This is a genomic window from Streptomyces sp. NPDC048417, assembly GCF_040651615.1.
GTDB lineage: Bacteria > Actinomycetota > Actinomycetes > Streptomycetales > Streptomycetaceae > Streptomyces.
On record NZ_JBEZKI010000015.1, the window covers coordinates 23,576 to 43,030 of the forward strand.

Genomic DNA, 19,455 nt, shown 5'->3' on the forward strand with positions numbered 1-19,455 from the left:
GGAGCCGGTTCAGAGCGTCCGCGCGACCAGCAGTGCCACGTCGTCGTGGTCGTCCGGGTGACGCAGGCCGTGCAGCAGCAGGTCGCAGGTCTCCTCCAGCGGCCGGTTCGGCTCGTCCAGGAAGCCGAGCAGGACGCCGAGACGGTCGTCGATGGGATGGCGGCGGGTCTCCACGAGGCCGTCGGTGTACAGGACCAGGAGGTCGCCCGCGGCGAGGTCGATGGTGCTGGTCTCGAAGGGGATGCCGCCGACGCCGAGCGGGGCGGCGGGCGGCAGCTCCAGCAGGGCCGGCTTCCCCCCGCGGTGCACCAGTGCGGGCGGCATGTGGCCCGCGTTGGCGATCTCGCAGCGCCGGGTGCGCGGGTCGTACACCGCGTAGAGACAGGTGACGATGTAGTGCTCCAGATCGCAGGTGATCTTGTCCAGGTGCTGGAGCACCGCGGCCGGGGGCAGCTCCAGGTCCGCGTAAGCGCAGGTGGCGGTGCGCAGCCGGCCCATCGTGGCGGCCGCGTCGATGCCGTTGCCCATCACGTCACCGACGACCAGCGCGGTCCGGTCCTCCGACAGCGGGATCACGTCGTACCAGTCGCCGCCGACCTCACTGGTCGCCTGGGCGGGCTGGTAGCGGGAGGCCAGTTCGAGGCCCGTGTGGTGCGGCGGGTGGTCGGGGAGCAGGCTGCGCTGGAGGGTGAGGGCGGTGTTGCGGACGCTCTGGAACCAGCGGGCGTTGTCGATGGCCACGGCGGCACGGCCGGCCAGCTCCATGGCGAGGACGACGTCGTCCTCGTCGAAGGGCAGCGGATTGCGGGTCCGCTTCAGGTCCAGGGCGCCGAGCACCTCACCGTGGGCGATCAACGGCACCGCGAGATACGAGTGCACACCGGCCTCCGCCAGCAGCTCGCCCGCCTCCGCGTTGCGGGCGATGCGTGGCAGATCGTGTGCGCCGACCCGCGGGACCAGGACCGGCCGCGCGGTGTGCACACACAGCGTGACCAGCCGGTCGCCTTCGTAGGCCGCGAGGTCACCGGGCGGGTCGGCGGCCCGCAGCGCGACCGTCGGATGGGCCGCCTCGATGGCGAGGGCACGGAACAGCTCCGGACCGTTCTCCGGTCTGCGGGAACGGCGCAGGGCCAGCGCCGAGTCCAGCACGTCCACCGCGACCACGTCCGCGAGGACCGGGGTGGCGATCTCGGCCAGTTCGTGCGCCGTGCGCTCCACCTCCAGCGAGGTGCCCACCCGGGCCGAGGCGTCCGCGATGAGGGCCAGCCGGCGCCGGGCCCGGTCGGCCTCGGCGGCCGCCCGGTGCCGCTCGGTGACGTCGACGACCGAGGTCGCCGCGCCCAGGACGCGGCCGCCGGGATCCTCCAGCCGGTAGAACGACAGCGACCAGGCGTGCTCGTGCTCGGGATCGGTCGGCGGACGGCCCACGTGATACTGGTCGAGGAGCGGAGTGCCGGTGGTGAGCACCTGGCGCAGCGCCGATTCGACGCTGTCGATGTCGGGCAACGGCAGGGTCTCCCGCAGATGGCGGCCGATGTGCTCCTCGGCGGGGACGCCGTCGATCCGCTCCAGCGCCGGGTTCACCAGGAGATAGCGCAGATCCGGGTCGAGAAGGGCCAGGCCGATCGGGGACTGGTTGATCAACCGCTCGCACAGCGCCAGGTCGGTCTCCACCCGCTGGAGCATGGTGTGGTCGGCCACGATGCCCAGTGCGTACACGTCGCCGAGATCGTCCAGCAGCCGCATGGTGCGGAACTCCATCAGCCGGCTGCCGCCGTCCTTGCACCGGACCGGGAAGGCGCCGGCCCAGCTGTGGCCGGTCTCCAGCACCTCCATGAACACGTTCACCGCGGCCTTCAGATGCTCCGGGTGAACGAGCAGTCGCGCCGCGTTCTTGCCCAGGGCCTCCTCGGCCGTGTAGCCGAAGAGTTCCTCGGCCTGCGGGGTCCAGAACACGATCCGGCCCTGCGAGTCCAGGGCCACCGCGGCCACGCTCAGCACGTCCAGCAGACCGGTCGGACGCGCTCCGCCGAGGCCGTACTTCTCACCGCCCGAGCCGTCCGGGCCACCGGACCGCAGGAATCCCACAGCCATGCCTCAACCACCTCCACCGGCCGGCGGGCCGACACCGCTGCCACGGCACTTCCATGCTGCCCCCGGCCGCCCGACCGCGCCGACCCGGGCCGAGTACCCCGATCAGCGCGGGGCTCCCGCCCTGCACCCGCGTGACCTCGAAGCCCTCGCCCGCGTTCCCCTGGGAGCTGTGCGCATCAAGTGGACAAGCAGGAACATTGGGGTACGTAGAGGATGTAGCCAATGGATTTTCCGCGAGAAGATTTCGACGCGCCGCCCTCCATGGGCCCGCGCGACCTCCTCGACGCCTCCAGCGACGCGGCGGCGGTGCTGTCGGCCGAGGGCGTCGTGATCGGCTGGACGCGTGGTGCGGAGGCCCTGCTCGGCCGCGCGGCCGCCGAGGTGGTCGGCCGTCCCGCGGCACAGCTGCTCGCCATGCGCGCCGACCCGGCGCGCGCCGCCGGCGTCGCCGAGCGCTGCCGCTCCGGCGTGGGATGGAGCGGGCTCATCCCGGTACGGCACCGCGACGGCCGCACCCTCGACGTGGACCTGCGGGTCTCCGCCGCCTTCCACATCGACGGCGACGAGTGCTTCCTCCTCTCCGCCCGTGAGCGGCGGCCGCAGTGGACGGTGGGCCAGTCCGTCCTCGACGGGTTCCTGACCCGCTCGCCGATCGGCATGGCCGTGATGGACCCGGAGCTGCGCTACGTGTGGCTGAACGACACCCTGGAGAGCTTCGGCGGAGTGCCCCGGGAACAGCGCCTGGGCCGCCGGCTGCGCGAGCTGCTGCCCGGGCTGCAGGCGACCACCATCGAGAGCCTGATGCGCAAGGTGCTCACCACCCGCGAGCCGGTCACCGACTACGAGTACATCGGCTGGAGCTGGGCCGATCCGCACCGCCAGCGTGCCTACTCCACCTCGTTCTTCCCGCTCGTCGACGCCGACGACTCCGTGACCGGGGTCTGCTACATGGTCTCCGACGTAACCGAGCGGTGGAACGCGCGCCAGCGGCTGTCGATGGTCAACCAGGCCGGCACCAGGATCGGCACCACCCTCGACGTGCTGCGCACCGCCCAGGAACTCGCCGACTTCGCCGTCCCCCGTTTCGCCGACTTCGTCGTCGTCGACCTCCTGGAGCCCGTCCTCAGCACCGAGGACCTCGGCACCTGGCTGAGCGATGCCGCCCCGGCGCCCACCGGGCCGGTGATGCGGCGTGCCGCACTGAGGACCGTCCGCGACGGCAACCCCGAGGTCGTGGCGCACATCGGTGACCCGGTGGACTTCCTGCCCCCGGCGCACGGCATCGACCTGCTCGTCAACGGCGAGCCGATCCTCATCGCCGAGCTCGACCCGGAGGACCCCCTGTGGCTCGCCGAGCAGCCCGAGCGGATCGCGCGCATGCGGGAGTTCGGAGTGCACTCCCTCATCTCGGTCCCGATGCGGGCCCGCAACACCGCCCTGGGCCTCACCACGTTCGCCCGCTCGCTCAACCCGGTCTCCTTCCAGCCCGACGACGTCCTGCTCGCCCAGGAACTGGTCGCGCGCGCCGCCGTCTGCGTCGACAACGCGCGCCGCTACACCAGGGAGCACACGGCGGCCGTCACCCTGCAGCGCAGTCTGCTGCCCCAGGTCCTGACAGGCGGCACGGCCGTGGAGGTGGCGTCCTCCTATCTGCCGGCGGACGCGACCGACGGCGTCGGCGGTGACTGGTTCGACGTGATCCCGCTGTCCGGCGCCCGGGTCGGCCTGGTCGTCGGCGACGTGGTCGGCCACGGCCTCACCGCGGCGGCGAGCATGGGCCGGCTGCGCACCGCCGTCCAGACCCTCGCCGACATGGAGTTGCCCCCCGACGAACTCCTCGCCCACCTCGACGACCTGGTGCTGCGGCTGGGGGAGGAGTCGAGCGGGAGCACGGCCTCCCAGGACAGCACGGCCACGTTCGTGGGGGCGACCTGCCTGTACGCGGTCTACGATCCGGTGACCCGGCGGTGCACCATGGCCCGGGCCGGACACCCGCCGCCGGTCGTCGTGGCACCCGACGGGCGGGCCTGGTTCGCCGAGATGCCCGCCGGACCGCCGCTCGGGCTCGGCGGCATGGCATTCGAGGCCACCGAGATCGAACTCGCCGAGAACAGCCTGTTCGGCCTCTACACCGACGGCCTCATCGAAGGCGCCGACCAGGACGTCGAACGGGGCATGGCCCGCCTGCGCGCCGCACTGGCCAGCCCCGACGCCGACCTCGCCACGTTGTGCACGGCCACCGTGCGGCAACTGGTCCCCGTGCCCCAGCCCGACGACATCGCCCTGCTCCTGACCCGCACCCACGCCCTGGGCGCCGACCACGTGGTCTCCTGGGAGGTGCCCGTGGACCCGGCCGCCGTCGCCGACGTCCGGTCCCGGGCGGCCCGGCAGGTGGCGGCATGGGGCTACGACGAGCTGGCGATGACCACCGAACTCATCGTCAGCGAACTGGTGACCAACGCCATCCGCTACGCCGAACCGCCCATCCGGCTGAAGCTGTTGCGGGACTCCCGGCTGACCTGCGAGGTCGCCGACGCCAGCAGCACCGCACCCCGGCTGCGGCACGCCCGCAGCATGGACGAGGGCGGCCGCGGCCTCTTCCTGGTGGCCCAGCTCTCCCACCGCTGGGGCGCCCGCTACACCGCGGAGGGCAAGATCATCTGGGCCGAGCAGGAGATCCCGCACTAGGGTGCCGCCACGGCCCAGGCCGTGTCCGCCCTGAAAGAGGCGGGGCTGTCCCCGTCGTGCGGGCCGCCGAGTCGGGCCGGCCACAGTCCGCCGTCGACGTGCCGCAGGAAGGCGAGCGCCGTGGCCGCGAGGACGGCCGGGGCGCAGGCGGCCACGGCATGCCGCCAGAGCGTTCTGAGGTGTGGGCGTGTCAGCACAGGGCCTCCTCCTGGTCCGTGTCGGTGCGGCACGTCGACCGGCAGCGCCTGCTGCCCAAGAACCCCGGCAGCCACGGGAGTCGCCGTCCGCCTCGGCCGTGGCCCAGGGTGGCACGAAGGCCGGCCAGACCGAGTTCGGACAACGATGTCGGTCGGACGGGAGGCGGGACGGGCGGCCGGACACCTGTCGAATTCGCACGCTTGGCCGTACGCTGTCAATTCCGAAGGATTCGGCAGCAATTGGGGGGGCCGCCATGTCCGGGGATGCCTACGGTCCGCATCAGGGACCGCCGAGTCAGGGACCGCCGAGTCAGGGATCTTCGCATGAGGGTCCGGCGCCTCAGGGAGCGTCGGCTCAAGGCCCTCCCGGCTTCGGGATCCCGGACCAGGGTTTGCCCGGACAGGGTTCTCCGGGCCAGGGTTTCGCGGCCCCGGGGGACTCGCAGCCGGGCTTCCGGCTCCCGGGTCCTTTCGTGCCGCCCATGCCGTCGAGTCCGCCGCCCGCCCCGCCGGACGCCCTGCGTGCCACCGCCGTGGCCCTGCTCAACCTGACCGGCCTCGGCCTCGGCTATCTGCTCGTCCGACGATGGATCCCGCTGGCCGCGTGTCTGGCGGCGACCGCCGTCCTGCTGCTCGTCGCCCTGCCCGCGGACGCCGACGGCGTACCCGGATCGGCGCTCGTCGTCTACGCCGTGTTCCTGCTGCTGGCGGCCCTCCACGGCGCGGCCGTCGGCCTGCGCACCCGGCTGGTGTGGCCGGGGCAGCGGCCCGCCGCACTCGTGCTGGGCGTCGTCCTCCTCGCCGTCCCGGTGGGTGGCGCGCTCTGGTACGACAGTGCCCACGATGAAGCCGTCGAACGCGCGCTCCTAGACCGACTCGACGTCGCCGACAAACGGGTCGACGCGGCCGGGCGGAAGGACTTCACCACCGCCAAGTCCGACTTCCAGGACGCCCTGGCCGTCTACCGTGACCTCGCGGTCCACCACTCCGGCTCCCGGGCCGCCGGGCAGGTCCCCGACCGTATGAAGACGTACTACACGACGGTCGCGGCGGCCTACGGTCACAAGGACTACTGCACGGCGGTCGCACCGCTGAAATACCTGCGGACGGTGCCCAACTCCATGCCCAGGGACCAGCTCGGCACGCTCACGCACTGGCCCGACGACCGGCTGGCCACCTCGCTGTACCAATGCGGAGCGGGCGGCCTGGCCGCCGACGAGGGCGACTGGGTCCCCCAGTTCGGCGAACTCCTGGACACCTTCCCCGACTCCGGCCAGGCCGCCAAGGTCGTCCCCGCCGTCGACGCGGCCGAGAAGAAGGCGGCGAAGGCCGTCTCCGGGAAGGATCCCTGCGGCGCCGTCAAGCAGTTGCAGACACTGAACACCCAGATCATCCAGCTGTCGAACGGGACCGGCGCCGAGGCCGCCGGCCTGGTCAAGGTCGCCGGCCGGGCCGACCGCAGCGGGGACGCGGGGGCGTACACCTGCGGTGTCAAGCAGTACCAGGACGGCGACTACGCGCAGGCGCAGGAGACCATGCGGCAGTTCGTCTCCGACAGCCCGCACGACAGGAACCGTGACCGCGCCCGCAAGATCGCCATCGGCGCGGAGGTCGCCCAGACGCTCCCGGCGGCCGGCAAGAAGCTGCCCACCATGGCATCCGGCGGCGGCATCTCGGTGACCGTCCAGAACGACAGCCCCGACGACATCACCGTCCTGTACACGGGCCCGGTGACCGGCAGCTTCACCCTGAAGGCGTGCGGCAGCTGCAAGGCGTACTCGCTCGTCAGCTCCATCACGCCCGGCTGGGAGCCGTGCAGCGACAGCGGCAAGAACTATCCGCAGCGCACGATCAGCCTCCCGCCCGGCACCACGTACTTCGTGCACAAACCGAAGAACGACAGCACGGCCTCCCCGGGCTCCGACACCGCCAAACTGCGCTACGGCTACATCTACACGGAGTGCGCGTACACGACGCAGACGCTGGGGTCGACCTACTGAGCGGGTTGTTCAGTAGAGGTTGTGCCGGTACTGCTGCTCGGCGATCGCGGTGAGCTCCCCGAGCCGGTCGCCGAGGTTGTCCGCCATCTTGGCGGCGTTCTCGGCGACATGCATCGTGTAGAAGTCGCCGCCGAGCAGGACGGCGTCGGCGAGGTGACGCGGGTCGCCCTCCCACAGCCTCGAGCGGATCACCGCCTTGCCGCACTGGGAGAACACCTCCCGCACACGCACGACGATCGCCAGCACGGCCGGCTTGCCGTCGGCGCTGAGCATGTTCAGCAGCTCGGGGTCGTCGCTGATGAACGCGTCCCCGTTCACGCGTACGACCTCGCGCAGTCCGGGCACGAGGAACACCAGGCCCACCCCCGGGTTGCGGGTGAGGTTCTCGAACGTGTCGGCGAGCTTGTTCCCGGGACGGTCCGGGACGGCCAGGGTCCACGGGTCGAGCACCCGTACGGCTCCCGGGGGATCGCCCTTGGGGCTGATGTCGAGGTGTCCGGCGTCGTCCGCCGTGGCGAGGCAGAAGAACGTGCTGTGGGCGATGAACCTGGTGATGAACTCGCCGAGGTGGTCTTCCTTCTTGTCCGCGATGAAGGGCGCCGGGTATCCGATGATCTCCCGGACGCGGTCCATGGCGATGGGGCGGTAGTCGTCGGCAGCGGTCCGTGCCGCGGGGGCGGCGCGGGTGAAGTCGTGGCGGCTCATGGCGGCCCTCCTGGCGGTGGCTCGGGGGTCCTTACAGGTCCAGGACGAGGCGTCCGCTCCGGGCGCGGGACACGCAGAGGTACATGCGCTCGCCGGCGGCGCGGTCCTCGGCGGTGAGGATGTCGTCGCGGTGGTCGGGCTCGCCGTCGAGGACGTGGGTCTCGCACGTGCCGCAGACGCCCTCGCGGCAGGAACCGGTCACCGGCAGACCCGCGTCCTCCAGCGCGCTCAGGATGCTCCGGCCGGCCGGCACGGTCACCGCGCGCCCGGACCGGGCGCACACCACCTCGACCTCGGTGTCGGGGCGGGCCGGCTTGGGGCGCGGCCGGAACCGCTCCAGGCGCACCGAGCCGGGAGCCCAGTGCGCGGCCCCGTCCTCGACCGCGGTCAGCAGGGATTCCGGGCCGCAGGCGTAGACGGCGGTGTCGGGACGCGGCCGCGCCAGCCACTCGTCCAGCGGGATCCGCCCGCCCCGGTCCTTCGGGTAGAGCCGGACGTTGTCGGGATGGCCGGCCAGCTCGTCCAGGAAGGCCATCGAGCCGGCGGCTCGTCCTCATGTCGGACGCGATCCTCGCGGGTCTGGACGCCGACGCCCTGCCCGTTCCCTGGGAGGAGCGGGTCCGGGCGCTGGCCCGCTGGTGCCGGAGGGCGATCCTGGCCCATCGCGACGCGGCGCGGTTGATCGCGGGGCTCGCCACGACGGAGACCAACACCTACCGGTTCGCCGACACGATGATCCAGACCCTTCTCGACGCCGGTTTCCCGCCGCGCACCGCGGCCTGGGCCAACTGGACGGTCTTCTATCTGATCCTGGGCATCACACAGGAAGAGCAGGCCCAGCCTGCCGAGGCGCCCGACCCCGCGACCGCCTTCGACGACGCGGAGTTCCCCGCGCTGCGGGAGGCGTCTGCCCACATCACCGCCGGCACCTTCGACGAGCGCTTCGAATTCGCCCTCGACATGCAAGTGACCGCGCTGCGGGCGGAGCTGTCCCGAACCGAGTAGGCGCGCTGGCGGCCACGAACGTCCTCGAACGCCGCCCGCCCACCGGACGTCGACGAGGGCGCGTGGGGAACACGGTGCCGACGTGAGAGAGGAAGGCTTCGGGGCGCCTGCCGGAAGTTCCGGAACCGGTGGGCCGCCGTGTCGGCACGCGCTGGGGCAGGCGTCAGCGGCGTTCACCTTAGGTTGCAGGCCCAAGGGCATCTCCGCAGGCCACGCCTCGGTATACGGTCCGTAACGCTCGCCCCGACAGAACTGGCCCACGTCAATGGAGATTCCGGCCGAACCCACCGCGCAGGCGCCGCGCGGCCGGCCGACGGGATCGACATGACCGGGTCCGCGTTGTCGGACCGGCGGTAGAGCCGCGGCGCGCCAGTCGATCGGGAGTCGACGGGCCGCCGATCACCGCCCCAGCACGTCGCCCTGTCACTCCACTGCTTCGAGGTGCCCTGTGGCCATGCCTTCTTCTGCCTCGTCCCCGTCCGCGCCGCCCGACACGGGCACCCGGCACCTCACGGCCACCGTCGTGCTGGCCTGCCTGGGCGTGTTCGTCTCCTACCTGCCCGTCGTCGGTGTCTCCGTCGCGCTTCCGGTCATGCAACAGGCACTCGACGCCTCCACCGTCGGGCTCCAGTGGATCACCGACGCCTTCATCCTGCCGACCGCCGCACTGCTGCTGACCTGCGGCATGGTGGGTGACCTGTACGGCCGTAAGAAGACGTATCTGGCCGGGCTGGTGCTGTTCTGCATCGGCTGCGTGGTGTGCCTGACCGCCGGCAGCGTCGTCCAGGTCTGTGTGGGCCAGGCACTCACCGGCGTCGGCACGGCCGCGCTGCTTCCGTCCACACTGGCCCTGATCGGCCATGTGATCCCGGACCCCCGTAAGCGTGCCCGGGCGATAGCCCTGTGGACGGCCGCCCTCGGCCTCGGACTCACCCTCGGCCCGGTGGTCAACGGCGTGATCGTGGAGCACGCAAGCTGGCGGTGGATCTTCCTGCCCTCGCTCGTCGTCGGCGTGGCCACCGCGGTGATCGGGGCCGCCGTGCTGACCGACTCCCGCGCGGAGCGCGAACGCCACCTGGACGTCCCCGGGCAGCTCCTGGCCATCGTCGCCATCACCGGGCTGGTCTACGGCGTCATCGAGGGCGGCAGCGACGGCTGGTCGTCGGCCCAGGCCGTGATCGCCTTCGTGGCCGCCGCCGGCGGCGCGGTCGGCTTCGTGCTGGTGGAACTCCGTTCCTCCTGCCCGATGCTGGACATGCGCCTGTTCAAGTCCGCGGCGTTCTCGGGGGCGGCGCTCGTCATGGCCGTCACCCTGTTCGCCCAGGTCGGCCTGGTCTTCGCGCTGAGCGAGTACTTCGGGCTCGTCCACCACGCCTCGACCCTGGACATCGGCATTCGCCTCATCGCCATCAACGGCTTCACGGTGGTGCTCGGCCCGCTGGTCGGGCGGCTGATGAACCGGGCCACGCCCGGGCTGCTGCTGGTCACCGGTCTGGTGATCGGCGGGATCGGCGCCCTCATCATGAACGTCTTCCAGGCCGACACCGGCACCGGTGAGGCCGCCCTGGTCATCGGAGTGCTCGGCATCGGCATCGCGCTCGCCATGGCGCCGATCACCACCATCGCCATGGACGCCCTGCCGCACCGGCTCGGGGGCACCGCCGCCGCGGCCAACAGCGCGCTCCGCCAGATCGGCAGCGCCCTCGGCCCGGCCGTCTTCGGCGTCATCCTCACCCACCGCACCCTGGCGACCCTGCCCGGACACCTCGCCTCGTCCGGGCTGAGCCCCGCGGACCAGGGGCAGGTCGGCGGACTGGTCTCCAGCGTCGGTATCCAGGCCGGAGCCTTCCTGCACCTGAACACCCCCGAGAGCACCGGCCAGGCCCAGGCCGCCTACGGCGCGAGCTTCACCGACGCCCTGCACACCTGCGCCCTCGTCGGCGGGATCGGGATGCTGGCGGCCGCGGTCATCGCCGTGGCCCTGATCGGGATCCGCCCGGCACGGGCCCCGCAGGCGACCGCGGAGGCGACGGCACATCCCGCCGGGGCCGCGAGCTGAGGCGCACCGCGGAGCGGCCGGCCGGCCGATGACGGCCCGCCGCTCCGCTCGGCGCTCGGCCCGCTAGCGTGCGAGCAGTTCGAGGGTGTCGATCACCCGGTTCGAGAAGCCCCACTCGTTGTCGTACCAGGCGACCACCTTGATGTGGCGGCCGTCGACGCGGGTGAGGGCCGAGTCGAAGATCGCCGAGGCAGGGTTGCCCGTGATGTCCGAGGAGACCAGCGGGTCGTCCGAGTACTCGAGGACGCCCGCGAGCGGCCCTGCCGCGGCGGCCCGGTACGCCGCCAGCACGTCGTCGCGCGTCACGTCACGGGCGACCGTCGTGTTGAGCTCGACGATCGAGCCCACCGGCACCGGCACCCGGATCGAGTCACCGGACAGCCTGCCGTCGAGGTTCGGCAGCACCAGGCCGATCGCCTTGGCGGCGCCGGTCGTGGTCGGCACGATGTTGACACCGGCGGCACGGGCACGACGAGGGTCGCGGTGCGGACCGTCCTGCAGGTTCTGCTCCTGCGTGTAGGCGTGCACCGTGGTCATGAACCCGTGCTCGATACCGGCGAGTTCGTCGAGCACGGCGGCCAGCGGCGCGAGCGCGTTGGTCGTGCACGAGGCGTTGGAGACGACCGTGTGCGTGTCCGGGTCGTAGGCGCCGGTGTTCACGCCGTACGCGAGCGTGACGTCGGCACCGTCCGACGGCGCGCTGACCAGGACCTTCCTCGCGCCCGCGTCGAGGTGGGCGCGGGCTGCCTTCGCCGACGTGAAGCGGCCGGTCGACTCCAGCACGATGTCCGCGCCCAGTTCGGCCCACGGCAGCTGCGCCGGTTCGCGCTCGGCGAGCACCTTGATACGACGGCCGTCGACGACGAGGACGTCCCCGTCCACGGTCACCGGGCGGCCGAGGCGCCCTGCCGTCGAGTCGAAGGCCAGCAGCCGTGCGAGAGCCGTGGGCTCCGTGAGGTCGTTGACGGCGACGACCTCCAGGTCGCTGTCCCGCTCCAGCAGCGCACGCAGCACATTGCGTCCGATGCGGCCGAATCCGTTGATGGCGATACGAGTCATAAGTGGTGTCCCTTCGCTATGCCACCAGGTTCGCGAGCCGCGCCCGGACACGACAGCGGCGAGACCGCCATGGTTCAAAAGGATCCCGCCAGCCCGCCGCACGCCCACCTCGCGGGTGGCGCCCGACCGCTCGAGTCGCGGTCAGGCGGCGGCGTACACGTCGGCCCAGTGGATCGCGTGGCCCCGCTCCAGACGGTCGCCGTGTGCGGTGGTGAGGAAGTCGATGATCTCCAGGCCGCGGCCGTGCTCGTCGGGAGTGCAACTGGCCGCCCAGTCACCGTCCGTGGCCGCCGGGCCTCCGTCGGAGACCTCGATGTGCACCTGGTGGGTGTACAGGTCATGGCTCAGCCTGAGGTTCAGTGGTGGCTGGGCGTGCTCCACGGCGTTGGTGACGAGTTCGGAGACGGCCAGCAGCACCGAGTCGGCCGGGTCGTCGGCGACCCGCCACCGGGCGAGTGCGTCCTTGGTGATCTGACGGGCCTCGCCGGCGGCTTCCGGGCGGTGGGTCAGGGGCCAGGCGAGGGCCGGGGTGCAGGCGCCGGTCACAGTCATCACCTTCTCCGTTCCGGCACCCCCGAAGGGCTCGCCACCATCTATAGCACTCTCTATATAGTTTGTCTATATAGATTCTGAAATGTCCTAGTTCATGGCGGGCGCCATGCCCGTCACGGCCCTTCCGGACCCCTGCTGGGGCGTTGGAGAATATGGACATTTACTATCCAAGCTACATAGACGTTGTATATAGATCGTGTTATGAATGTGGGTATGGATGAGACATCCGAAGAAGGAGCCCAGCGGGTCGCGGCGGCGCTGCACGAGCTGACCACCGGGTTGGTCCGGCACATCATGTCCACCTGGCAGGGCATGAGCCTGACCACCGCCGCCACGCTCAGCAAACTCGGCCGGGAAGGCCCGGTCCGGCTGACCACGCTGGCCGCGGCGGAGGGGGTCACCCAGCCGTCGATGACCGTGCTGGTGCAGCGGCTGGAAGCCCAGGGCCTGGCATCGCGGGTCAGTGATCCCGAGGACGGGCGGGTCCGCCTCGTCGCCATCACGGACGCCGGGCGTGAACTCCTGGCCGAGCACCGCCGGGCGGGGGACGTCCGGCTCGCCGAACTGCTGGCCAGGTTGCCCGAGCACGACGTGCAGGTGCTGGGAGTGGCCGTACACACGGTCATGCCCATCATCCGGCGCATGCTCGGGACGGATCCGCGGACCGCCGTCAAGGACGGCGGCGGACCGCCGGCCGTCTGAACCTCCGGGCCCGCTCCTCGATGTCTCCTCCTGCAGGCAGGACCTGCCTCCCGAACCACCTTTCCGGAGAGGACGGAGAACCCATGAGCACCAACTACGCGGCACCTGGCACCGACGTATTGCCGACCGAGCTGCCGGACTACCCGATGCCCCGGGCGGCCTGCTGCCCGTTCGACCCGCCGCCGACCCTGCGTGCCCTGCAGGACCGGGCCCCGTTCAGCAGGGTCCGGCTGTGGGACGGCAGTACCCCGTGGCTGGTCACGCGCTACGAGGACGTACGGGCGCTGCTGGCCGATCCCCGGATCAGCTCGGACAGCACCCACCCGCACTTCCCCCATCAGAGCCCGGCCACGATGGAGCGGCGGAAGCAGGCGCGGGCATTCATCAACATGGACGATCCGGAGCACGCCCGTCTTCGCCGGATGGTGACCGCGGCCTTCTCCATCAAGCGGGTCGAGGCGCTGCGGCCGGCCGTCCAGAAGATCGTCGACAGTCTGATCGACACCATGCTCGCCGGGTCCAGGCCGGTGGACCTGGTCCAGGAGTTCGCGTTGCCGGTGCCGTCACTGGTGATCTGCGAGCTGCTCGGCGTGCCGTATGCCGACCACGACTTCTTCCAGGCCAACAGCAAGATCCTGATCAGGCGCACCACCACCGTGGAACAGGCGCGGGCGGCCACCCAGGAGCTGATGGACTACCTGGACCGGCTGATCGGCGGCAAGCCGGCCCACCCGGCCGACGACCTGCTCTCCACGCTGGCCGAGCGGGTCAGGACCGGTGAACTCCCGAGGGCCGAAGCGGCCGGTACGGGAATGCTGCTGCTGATCGCCGGACACGAGACCACCGCGAACATGATCGCGCTGGGCACCCTGGCTCTGCTGCAGAACCCCGGCCAGCTGGCCCGGCTGCGCGAGAGCGACGACCCGAAGACGGTCGCCTCGGCGGTCGAGGAACTCCTGCGCTACCTCAGCATCGTGCACAGCGGACGCCGCCGGGTGGCCCTGGAGGACATCGAGGCCGGCGGCGTGACCATCCGCGCCGGCGAGGGCGTCGTCCTCGCAGGCGACGTCGCCAACCGCGACGCCGACGTCTTCCCCGCCCCCGACCGGCTGGACATCGACCGCAACCCCCGCCACCACGTGGCCTTCGGCTTCGGCGTCCACCAGTGCCTGGGCCAGCCGCTGGCCCGGGTGGAGCTGCAGGTCGTCTACAGCACCCTCTACCGCCGGATCCCCACGCTGCGGCTCGCGGTGGATCTCGACCGGATCCCGTTCAAGCACGACGGGAACGTCTACGGCGTCTACGAGCTGCCCGTCACCTGGTGACCACGGCCGACTGCCGTGCAGGAAAGGAGAATCCGATGAAGGTGATCGTCGACCAGAACAAGTGTGTGGCCTCCGGCCAGTGCGTGCTCAGCGCGCCGGAGGTGTTCGACCAGCGCGAGGAGGACGGCATCGTCGTCCTGCTCGCTGCGACGCCGCCCGAGGGCGTCGAGGACGACGTCCGGCAGGCCGCCGCCCTCTGTCCGGCCCAGGCGATCTGGCTGGAGGAACAGGGGGGCGAACGGTGAAGCGCATCGTCGTCGTGGGAGCCTCGGCCGCAGGACTGACCGCGGCCGAGGCCATCCGCCGCCGGGGCTGGGGCGGCACCCTCACCCTGATCGGCGCGGAGTCCCGTCCGCCGTACGACCGGCCACCGTTGTCCAAGCAGATCCTGACCGGCGCCTGGGCGCCCGAACGGGCCACCCTGCGCTCGCTGCCGGATCTCGCGCGGCTGCGCGCCGAGCTGCGGCTCGGACAGCGCGCCACCGCCCTCGACGTCCCGCGCCGCCGGGTGCGGCTGGCCGACGGTGCGAGCGTCGCCTTCGACGCGCTGGTCATCGCCACCGGTGTGGCCCCCCGGCGCCTGCCCGACAGCGACCTGGCCGGAGTCCACGTCCTGCGCACGCTGGACGACGCGATCGCCCTGCGTGCCGCGCTGCGGGCCGGGCCCCGGGTGGTCGTGGTCGGGGCCGGATTCCTCGGCACCGAGGTCGCCGCGGCCGTCCGGACCATGGGCCTGGAGGTGACCGTGGTGGAGCCGGAGCCGGTCCCCGTGCGGCGCCCGTTCGGGGACCGGCTCGGCGCACTGGTCGCCGACCTGCACCGTGACCACGGAACGCGGCTGCGCTGTGGGGTGCCGGTACGCCGTCTGCGCGGCGCGAGCGGCCGGGTGACCGGAGTGGAACTCGGCGACAACACCACGCTGCCGGCCGACGTCGTCGTCCTGGCCCTCGGCGCCACGCCCGCGACCGGCTGGCTGGCGGGTTCGGGCCTGCGCCTGGGAGACGGAGTGGAGTGCGACGCGTACTGCCGGACCGCACCCGGCATCTACGCCGCCGGCGACGTCGCCTCCTGGCCCAACCCGCACTTCGGCACCCGCATGCGCCTCGAGCACCGGATGAACGCCACCGAACAGGCCATGGCCGCGGCCGGCAACCTGCTCGGCGACGCCACGCCGTTCGCTCCCGTTCCCTACTTCTGGACCGACCAGTACGACACCAGGATCCAGGCGTACGGCATCTTTCCGCCGGGTGCGGAGCTGCGGTTGGTCCACGGAGATCCCTCGGACGGCCACTTCGCCGCCGCCTACGGACATCACGGGAGAGTGGTCGGCGTACTCGGCTGGAACGCCCCGCGCCAGGTGCGCACGCTGCGCCGCCTGGTCGTCGACCGCACGCCGTGGACAGCGTTCCGGGCCGCCCCCGAGCGCAGCCCGGCCATCGTGAACTGACCGCCGGTTCCTCATCGGAAGCGACGAGGGAGGAGCGCCGGTGACCACCGACCCAAGTCCCCGCCCCGCAGGCAGCGCCCCCGGCGTCCGGGCCCGCGGTCGCCGCACCTGGATCGGCGCCGACCACCCCCGCTACAAGTGGGTGGCGCTGACCAACACCACGCTCGGCGTCCTGATCGCGAGCATCAACACCTCGATCGTGCTGATCTCACTGCCGGGCATCTTCACCGGCATCCACCTCGACCCGCTGCGGCCGGGCAATGTCAACTACCTGCTGTGGATGCTGATGGGCTACCTGCTCGTCACCGCGGTGCTGGTCGTGGCCCTGGGCCGGCTCGGCGACATGCGGGGCCGGGTACGCGTCTACAACCTTGGGTTCGTCATCTTCACCGTCACCTCGGTGATCCTCTCCGTCGACCCGCTCCAGGGTTCGGCCGGGGCGCTGTGGCTGATCGGATGGCGGATCGTGCAGGCCGTCGGCGGTGCGATGCTGATGGCCAACTCGACCGCCATCCTCACCGACGCCTTCCCCGACCGGCAGCGCGGCATGGCGCTCGGCGTGAACATGGTCGCCGGGATCTCCGGCTCGTTCCTCGGACTGGTCCTCGGCGGCGTGCTCGTGGAGTGGGACTGGCGCTCCGTCTTCTGGGTCAACGTGCCCATCGGGCTGATCGGCACGGTATGGGCGTACAAGTCACTGCACGAGACGGGTATCCGCGCTCCCGGGCGGATCGACTGGTGGGGCAACCTCACCTTCGCCACCGGGCTCACCGGGGTGCTGGCCGCCATCACCTACGGCATCCAGCCGTACGGCGGCCACACGATGGGCTGGACCAACCCCTGGGTGCTTGCCGGTCTCATCGGGGGCGCGCTCATGCTGGCCGTCTTCTGCGCCGTGGAGACCAAGGCCGGCGAACCGATGTTCGCGCTGCGGCTGTTCCGCAACGCCTCCTTCGCCGGCGGCAACGCCGCCACGCTGCTCGGCGCGATCGCCCGCGGCGGCCTGCAGTTCATGCTCATCATCTGGCTGCAGGGCATCTGGCTGCCGCTGCACGGCCACGACTACGCCGACACCCCGCTGCTGGCCGGCCTCTACCTGCTGCCCCTCACCATCGGCTTCCTGGCCGCCGGGCCGGTGTCCGGAGCCCTGTCGGACAGATTCGGAGCCCGGCCGTTCGCCGTCGCGGGCTGCCTCGTGACCGCCGCCTCCTTCGCCGGGCTCCTGCTGCTGCCCACCGACTTCTCCTACGGCCCCTTCGCCACCCTGATCTTCCTCAACGGCCTGGGCAACGGGCTGTTCGCGGCGCCGAACACCTCGGTCATCATGTCCAGCGTCCCGCCGGACGCCCGCGGTGCCGCCTCCGGCATGCGCGCCACGTTCCAGAACGCCGGCATGGTGCTGTCCCTGGGGATCTTCTTCTCCCTGATGGTCGCCGGACTCGCCGGCTCGCTGCCGCACACCCTCACCTCCGGTCTCACCGCCCAGAACGTGCCCGCGCCGGCCGCTCACCACGTCGCCTCGCTGCCGCCGGTCGAGGTCCTGTTCGCCGCCTTCCTCGGCTACAACCCCATCCGGCAGCTCCTCGGCCCGGCCCTCCTCGGCCACCTGCCGGCCGCCGACGCCGCCCTTCTGACCGGGCGGGAGTTCTTTCCCCACCTGATCGCACGTCCCTTCCACGACGGCCTGGTCGTCGTCTTCGCCCTGGCCATCGTCATGGCCCTCATCGCGGCGGCCGCTTCGCTGATCCGTGCACGCACCGGGATCACGCGAGCGGCAGCCCGCGCCGCCCGGCGTGTCGGGACATCGCGGGGAGCGGTGGCCGAACAATGCGAGCCCGCGCGCGGCGGCGGCATTCCGGTGCCGCACGAACGGCCGGGAGCCGTCCGGCCTCCCGCCCCCGGCCTCGAAAGGAGCCCTGCCGAGCACCGCGACGGCTGCGTCCGTGAGCGCGCCGAACGCGACCGGGGCGGGAAGGCCGAAGGCCAGGGCGCCGGCTGACGGCGTCGACGTCATGCCTGGCGGTCGTCGGTGGGCGGCGGCCTCGATGCCGGCGATGAGCCGGTGGATGCGCACCGCGTGGGCGAAGTCGGGAACCCTCGGGGCGGTCGAGCGAGAGCACGTGCTCGACCGGCGCCGTCCTGGGGCGGCTACTCGCCCTTGGCGAAGGTGCGCCGGTAGTCGCTCGGCGTCGTACCGAGAATCCGCTGGAAGTGCAGCCGCAGATTCGCCCCGGTGCCGAGACCGACGTCGTCGGCGATCTGCTCGACGCTCCGCTCCGACCGCTCCAGCAGTTCCCGGGCCAGGTCGATCCGGGCACGCATCACCCACTGCATCGGCGTGTACCCGGTGTCCTCGACGAACCGCCGCGAGAAGGTACGCGCCGACACCCCCGCATGCCGGGCGAGTGCATCGAGGGTGAGCGGCTCGCCGAGCCGGTGCAGCGTCCACTCACGGGTCCCCGCGAACCGCTCACCGAGCGGCTCGGGCACACTGCGCGGCACGTACTGCGCCTGGCCGCCGCTGCGGTAGGGGGCCGCGACCAGCCGCCTGGCCGCGTGGTTCGACGCGGCCACCCCGAGGTCACCGCGCAGGATGTGCAGGCACAGGTCGATGCCCGAGGCGGCGCCGGCCGACGTCAACACGCCGCCCTCGTCGACGAACAGCACGTTCTCGTCGACCTTGACCAGCGGGTGCTTCTCGGCGAGCGCGCGCGTGTAGTGCCAGTGCGTGGTGGCGCGCCGGCCGTCGAGCAGCCCGGTCGCGGCGAGCGCGAAGGCTCCCGTCGAGATGGCCGCCAGCCGCGCGCCCCGGTCGTGCGCGGCGAGCAGCGCGTCGACGACCGCCCGAGGCGGGTCCTCCCGGTCGGGGAACCGGTAACCGGGCACGAACACGATCTCCGCCCACTCCAGCGCGTCGAGGCCATGAGCGACGTGGTAGGACAGCCCGTCGCCGCCGGTGACCAGACCGGGCGCCGCACCGCACACCCGCACCTCGTACGGCATGCTCGCCCGGGTCGTGAACACCTGCGCCGGGATACCGACGTCGAGGGGCTTCGCCCCCTCGAGCACGAGGACGGCGACACGATGCAGACGGGTGGGAGCCACGTCGAACAGGGTACGAGGACGCGACCGGTGCCCGGTACGGCCCGCACACCGGGCTCGACGGCGTCAGAGTTCCTCTTCCATCCGGATCACCTTGCGCAGCTCCGCCGCCGCGTCCTCCTGCGTCTCGCCCGCGCGCTGATCGAGCAGCGCGGCGGCGATGCCGTCGAGCTTGCGCTGGATGGCGTGTTCCGCGCGACGCTCGGAGTTCTTCAGCAGGGCGAGCAGCAGCAGGTTCAGGGAGGTCATGACATCACCGACGAGGAGCTGCCAGCTCAGATCGAGGCCCGAGAAGTGCACGGCGACGAAGGCCGCGACCATGGCCAGGCAGAAACACATGAACAGCAGGGAACTGGTGACGTTCGAGGCCGTCTCCGCCAGCCGCTCGAACCAGCCCCGGCCATTGCTGGTGCGCTCGGCAGGATGCGTCATGGACATGGGGCTTCGACGCCTGACCTTCCACGTCAGTGCGGTGCCGTTCACCGCGTTCGGCACCCGGGTACCCCGCACCATGTACCTC

17 protein-coding genes are annotated in these 19,455 nt (G+C 71.7%); 9 read left to right on the forward strand and 8 right to left on the reverse strand.

Features of this window, described 5'->3' with window-relative positions; translation table 11 throughout:
- Nucleotides 1–9: 9 nt before the first annotated feature.
- Nucleotides 10–2,094 (reverse strand): SpoIIE family protein phosphatase, encoded by a 2,085-nt coding sequence (locus AB0D59_RS23630; RefSeq protein WP_362568600.1) that lies wholly within the window; start codon nucleotides 2,092–2,094, stop codon nucleotides 10–12.
- A 261-nt stretch (nucleotides 2,095–2,355) separates the two neighbouring features.
- Here AB0D59_RS23630 and AB0D59_RS23635 point away from each other — a divergent pair, with 261 nt between their 5' ends.
- On the forward strand, nucleotides 2,356–4,782 hold the full coding sequence (locus tag AB0D59_RS23635) for a SpoIIE family protein phosphatase (RefSeq protein ID WP_362569121.1): 2,427 nt from the start codon (nucleotides 2,356–2,358) through the stop codon (nucleotides 4,780–4,782).
- Here AB0D59_RS23635 and AB0D59_RS23640 read toward each other — a convergent pair.
- Nucleotides 4,779–4,979: a hypothetical protein gene (locus tag AB0D59_RS23640; protein WP_362568603.1), complete on the reverse strand. Its 201-nt coding sequence runs from the start codon at nucleotides 4,977–4,979 to the stop codon at nucleotides 4,779–4,781. The genes AB0D59_RS23635 and AB0D59_RS23640 overlap by 4 nt on opposite strands.
- A gap of 482 nt (nucleotides 4,980–5,461) precedes the next feature.
- On the opposite strand from AB0D59_RS23640, the gene AB0D59_RS23645 reads away from it, so the two are divergent.
- Nucleotides 5,462–6,979, forward strand: coding sequence for a hypothetical protein (locus AB0D59_RS23645; protein WP_362568606.1), 1,518 nt, complete (start codon nucleotides 5,462–5,464; stop codon nucleotides 6,977–6,979).
- A 9-nt stretch (nucleotides 6,980–6,988) separates the two neighbouring features.
- Here AB0D59_RS23645 and AB0D59_RS23650 read toward each other — a convergent pair whose 3' ends face one another.
- On the reverse strand, nucleotides 6,989–7,684 hold the full coding sequence (locus AB0D59_RS23650) for an MSMEG_1061 family FMN-dependent PPOX-type flavoprotein (protein WP_362568609.1): 696 nt from the start codon (nucleotides 7,682–7,684) through the stop codon (nucleotides 6,989–6,991).
- A 31-nt stretch (nucleotides 7,685–7,715) separates the two neighbouring features.
- Nucleotides 7,716–8,219 (reverse strand): iron-sulfur cluster-binding domain-containing protein, encoded by a 504-nt coding sequence (locus AB0D59_RS23655; RefSeq protein WP_362568612.1) that lies wholly within the window; start codon nucleotides 8,217–8,219, stop codon nucleotides 7,716–7,718.
- A 20-nt stretch (nucleotides 8,220–8,239) separates the two neighbouring features.
- Between AB0D59_RS23655 and AB0D59_RS23660 the strand changes: the two genes are divergently transcribed.
- Nucleotides 8,240–8,689, forward strand: a complete 450-nt coding sequence (locus AB0D59_RS23660) for a TetR/AcrR family transcriptional regulator C-terminal domain-containing protein (protein WP_362568615.1) — start codon at nucleotides 8,240–8,242, stop codon at nucleotides 8,687–8,689.
- 454 nt (nucleotides 8,690–9,143) lie between these two features.
- Nucleotides 9,144–10,748, forward strand: a complete 1,605-nt coding sequence (locus AB0D59_RS23665; RefSeq protein ID WP_362568618.1) for an MFS transporter — start codon at nucleotides 9,144–9,146, stop codon at nucleotides 10,746–10,748.
- 63 nt (nucleotides 10,749–10,811) lie between these two features.
- On the opposite strand, the gene gap is transcribed toward AB0D59_RS23665, so the two are convergent.
- Nucleotides 10,812–11,807, reverse strand: coding sequence for a type I glyceraldehyde-3-phosphate dehydrogenase (gene gap / locus AB0D59_RS23670; protein ID WP_362568621.1), 996 nt, complete (start codon nucleotides 11,805–11,807; stop codon nucleotides 10,812–10,814).
- Nucleotides 11,808–11,948: 141 nt separating this feature from the next.
- On the reverse strand, nucleotides 11,949–12,359 hold the full coding sequence (locus AB0D59_RS23675; protein ID WP_362568624.1) for an ATP-binding protein: 411 nt from the start codon (nucleotides 12,357–12,359) through the stop codon (nucleotides 11,949–11,951).
- Between the two features lie 213 nt (nucleotides 12,360–12,572).
- Here AB0D59_RS23675 and AB0D59_RS23680 point away from each other — a divergent pair, with 213 nt between their 5' ends.
- The 5 genes from AB0D59_RS23680 (at nucleotide 12,573) to AB0D59_RS23700 (ending at nucleotide 17,832) form a co-directional block, all read left to right on the forward strand.
- Nucleotides 12,573–13,061, forward strand: a complete 489-nt coding sequence (locus AB0D59_RS23680; RefSeq protein WP_362568627.1) for a MarR family transcriptional regulator — start codon at nucleotides 12,573–12,575, stop codon at nucleotides 13,059–13,061.
- A gap of 83 nt (nucleotides 13,062–13,144) precedes the next feature.
- Nucleotides 13,145–14,386, forward strand: coding sequence for a cytochrome P450 (locus tag AB0D59_RS23685; RefSeq protein ID WP_362568629.1), 1,242 nt, complete (start codon nucleotides 13,145–13,147; stop codon nucleotides 14,384–14,386).
- Between the two features lie 35 nt (nucleotides 14,387–14,421).
- Nucleotides 14,422–14,631: a ferredoxin gene (locus AB0D59_RS23690; RefSeq protein WP_362568631.1), complete on the forward strand. Its 210-nt coding sequence runs from the start codon at nucleotides 14,422–14,424 to the stop codon at nucleotides 14,629–14,631.
- A complete protein-coding gene (locus tag AB0D59_RS23695) occupies nucleotides 14,628–15,833 on the forward strand; it encodes an FAD-dependent oxidoreductase (RefSeq protein WP_362568633.1) in 1,206 nt (401 codons plus the stop codon). The genes AB0D59_RS23690 and AB0D59_RS23695 overlap by 4 nt, the downstream gene beginning before the upstream one ends.
- 112 nt (nucleotides 15,834–15,945) lie before the next feature.
- Complete coding sequence (locus tag AB0D59_RS23700) at nucleotides 15,946–17,832, forward strand: MFS transporter (protein WP_362569124.1); 1,887 nt, start codon at nucleotides 15,946–15,948, stop codon at nucleotides 17,830–17,832.
- 149 nt (nucleotides 17,833–17,981) lie between these two features.
- On the opposite strand, the gene AB0D59_RS23705 is transcribed toward AB0D59_RS23700, so the two are convergent.
- A complete protein-coding gene (locus AB0D59_RS23705) occupies nucleotides 17,982–18,938 on the reverse strand; it encodes a helix-turn-helix domain-containing protein (RefSeq protein WP_362568635.1) in 957 nt (318 codons plus the stop codon).
- Between the two features lie 63 nt (nucleotides 18,939–19,001).
- Nucleotides 19,002–19,367 (reverse strand): hypothetical protein, encoded by a 366-nt coding sequence (locus AB0D59_RS23710; RefSeq protein ID WP_362568637.1) that lies wholly within the window; start codon nucleotides 19,365–19,367, stop codon nucleotides 19,002–19,004.
- Nucleotides 19,368–19,455: the final 88 nt, after the last annotated feature.